Here is a 3744-nt window from a genome sequence, read left to right on the forward strand (position 1 = left end):
GAAAGAGATAGTTCTTTGAAAGACTTTAGATAAACAAACGAAAATGTAGTACAAGAAGTAGCTGCATATATAATAATGTATGTGCGGTGAAAAGAAAGAACCGTCAATATTCTTAAAAAAAGAATAAGGAAAAAGATTCGGTTACCTGAACAGAGACAAAGTACTCGCAAGAGTAAAAAGATATTTTACAATGAAGAGTTTGATCCTGGCTCAGGATGAACGCTAGCTACAGGCTTAACACATGCAAGTCGAGGGGCAGCATGAACTTAGCTTGCTAAGTTTGATGGCGACCGGCGCACGGGTGAGTAACACGTATCCAACCTTCCGTTTACTCAGGGATAGCCTTTCGAAAGAAAGATTAATACCTGATAGTATGGTGAGATTGCATGATAACACCATTAAAGATTCATTGGTAAACGATGGGGATGCGTTCCATTAGGTAGTAGGCGGGGTAACGGCCCACCTAGCCAACGATGGATAGGGGTTCTGAGAGGAAGGTCCCCCACATTGGAACTGAGACACGGTCCAAACTCCTACGGGAGGCAGCAGTGAGGAATATTGGTCAATGGGCGCGAGCCTGAACCAGCCAAGTAGCGTGAAGGATGAAGGTCCTACGGATTGTAAACTTCTTTTATAAGGGAATAAAGTCGCCTACGTGTAGGCGTTTGTATGTACCTTATGAATAAGCATCGGCTAACTCCGTGCCAGCAGCCGCGGTAATACGGAGGATGCGAGCGTTATCCGGATTTATTGGGTTTAAAGGGAGCGTAGACGGAGGATTAAGTCAGTTGTGAAAGTTTGCGGCTCAACCGTAAAATTGCAGTTGATACTGGTCCCCTTGAGTGCAGTTGAGGCAGGCGGAATTCGTGGTGTAGCGGTGAAATGCTTAGATATCACGAAGAACCCCGATTGCGAAGGCAGCCTGCTAAGCTGTAACTGACGTTGATGCTCGAAAGTGTGGGTATCAAACAGGATTAGATACCCTGGTAGTCCACACGGTAAACGATGGATACTCGCTGTTGGCGATATACTGTCAGCGGCCAAGCGAAAGCATTAAGTATCCCACCTGGGGAGTACGCCGGCAACGGTGAAACTCAAAGGAATTGACGGGGGCCCGCACAAGCGGAGGAACATGTGGTTTAATTCGATGATACGCGAGGAACCTTACCCGGGCTTAAATTGCAGACGAATTACCTGGAAACAGGTAAGCCGCAAGGCGTCTGTGAAGGTGCTGCATGGTTGTCGTCAGCTCGTGCCGTGAGGTGTCGGCTTAAGTGCCATAACGAGCGCAACCCTCGTGGTCAGTTACTAACAGGTCAGGCTGAGGACTCTGGCCAGACTGCCATCGTAAGATGCGAGGAAGGTGGGGATGACGTCAAATCAGCACGGCCCTTACGTCCGGGGCTACACACGTGTTACAATGGGAGGTACAGAAGGCAGCTACCCGGCGACGGGATGCCAATCTCCAAAACCTCTCTCAGTTCGGACTGGAGTCTGCAACCCGACTCCACGAAGCTGGATTCGCTAGTAATCGCGCATCAGCCACGGCGCGGTGAATACGTTCCCGGGCCTTGTACACACCGCCCGTCAAGCCATGAAAGCCGGGAGTACCTGAAGTGCGTAACCGCAAGGAGCGCCCTAGGGTAAAACCGGTAATTGGGGCTAAGTCGTAACAAGGTAGCCGTACCGGAAGGTGCGGCTGGAACACCTCCTTTCTGGAGCGTAACCTGAATCAGGTTTTTTCCCCTTGTGCTGCATGCGAGTTTGTTTAACGAAATAAGAGAGAAAGATGAAGCCGAGTCGGAACGGACGAGGTTGAACTGAATCACGCAAGCTAGTCCTATAGCTCAGTTGGTTAGAGCGCTACACTGATAATGTAGAGGTCGGCAGTTCAACTCTGCCTGGGACTACCTCGAGGAAAGGAAGCGGAGAAAAAAACTTCCTTAAAAATTTGCCGGATCGAAAGTAAATACTTACCTTTGCAGCCGCAAAAAAACGGGGGATTAGCTCAGCTGGCTAGAGCACCTGCTTTGCACGCAGGGGGTCAACGGTTCGAATCCGTTATTCTCCACAACAGAAAAATAGGTCTATGACATGATGTAACAAGCAAAAAGTAATTTTAGTACGAAAGCTAAAAGTATATATCATCCCGCACTGTGAAAACGGTGTGAACGAGATAAGGAAAGTAAACAAGGGCGCATGGCGGATGCCTTGGCTCTCGGAGGCGATGAAGGACGTGATAAGCTGCGATAAGTCACGGGGAGGTGCAAATAACCTTTGATCCGTGAATTTCCGAATGGGACAACCCGTTACCTTGAAGAGGTGACATCCATCAATGATGGAGGCTAACGCAGGGAACTGAAACATCTTAGTACCTGCAGGAAAAGAAAATAACAATGATTCCCCCAGTAGTGGCGAGCGAACGGGGAAGAGCCCAAACCACCGGTGTTACGGCACAGGTGGGGTTGTAGGACCGCGACATCGCAAGAGCTCTCGCGAATGGAAGCATCTGGAAAGTTGCACCACAGACGGTGACAGTCCGGTACATGAAGCGAGACGAAGCGTAGCGGTATCCTGAGTAGCGCGGAACACGAGGAATTCTGCGTGAATCTGCCGGGACCATCCGGCAAGGCTAAATACTCCCGAGAGACCGATAGTGGACCAGTACCGTGAGGGAAAGGTGAAAAGCACTTCGAACAGAAGAGTGAAATAGTACCTGAAACCGTGCGCCTACAAGCGGTCGGAGCTCCGTAAGGAGTGACGGCGTGCCTTTTGCATAATGAACCTACGAGTTGCCGTCGTTGGCAAGGTTAAGGGACACGAGTCCCGCAGCCGAAGCGAAAGCGAGTCTGAAGAGGGCGTCGAGTCAGCGGCGGCAGACGCGAAACCAAGTGATCTACCCTTGGCCAGGATGAAGTCTGGGTAACACCAGATGGAGGTCCGCACCAATAAGCGTTGAAAAGCTTCTGGATGAGCTGAGGGTAGGGGTGAAAGGCTAATCAAACTTGGAGATAGCTCGTACTCCCCGAAATGCATTTAGGTGCAGCCTCGTGGATTACTGATGTGAGGTAGAGCGACTGATTGGATGCGAGGGCTTCACCGCCTATCAAGTCCTGACAAACTCCGAATGCGCATCAGTTTGACCGCGGGAGTGAGGGCATGGGTGCTAAGGTCCGTGCCCGAGAGGAGAAGAATCCGGACCACCGGCTAAGGTCCCGAAATGACAGCTAAGTTAAACTAACGAAGTCTGATTGCTAAGACAGCTAGGATGTTGGCTTGGAAGCAGCCATTCATTTAAAGAGTGCGTAACAGCTCACTAGTCGAGGAATCGGGCGTGGATAATAATCGGGTATAAGCTGTCTACCGAAGCCGTGGAACCAGCAATGGTTGGTAGGGGAGCATTCCATTCGGCGTCGAAGGCGTACCGCGAGGTACTCTGGAGCGTATGGAAAAGCAAATGTAGGTATAAGTAACGATAAAGGGGGTGGGAAACCCCCTCGCCGAAAGACTAAGGTTTCCTGATCAACGCTAATCGGATCAGGGTCAGTCGGGTCCTAAGGCTCAGCCGAACGGCGAGGCCGATGGCAGAAACGGTTAATATTCCGTTACTACCTCTGGGGGTGACGTGGAGAAGCAGAAGTGACACTGCCGCGGGCTGACGGAATAGCCCGTTGAAGAGTGTAGGTGCCGATTCCCGCAGGCAAATCCGCGGGAAGAGCCGAACTTGACAGTATGGAGCGTCCT

The 3744-nt window shown here is 50.8% G+C and carries 2 tRNA genes and 2 rRNA genes; all 4 read left to right on the forward strand.

From position 1 onward, the window contains the following. The first annotated feature begins 187 nt into the window (after positions 1 to 187). Positions 188 to 1715, forward strand: a 16S ribosomal RNA gene (locus WKT12_RS16210). Positions 1716 to 1836: 121 nt separating this feature from the next. Beyond that, positions 1837 to 1910 (forward strand) — tRNA-Ile (locus tag WKT12_RS16215). An 87-nt stretch (positions 1911 to 1997) separates the two neighbouring features. Further along, positions 1998 to 2071, forward strand: a tRNA-Ala gene (locus tag WKT12_RS16220). Positions 2072 to 2179: 108 nt separating this feature from the next. Further along, positions 2180 to 3744 (forward strand): 23S ribosomal RNA (locus WKT12_RS16225); the annotation flags it as partial.

Origin of the sequence: Phocaeicola sp. HCN-6420, assembly GCF_037890145.1 — a bacterium.
Taxonomy (GTDB): Bacteria; Bacteroidota; Bacteroidia; order Bacteroidales; family Bacteroidaceae; genus Phocaeicola.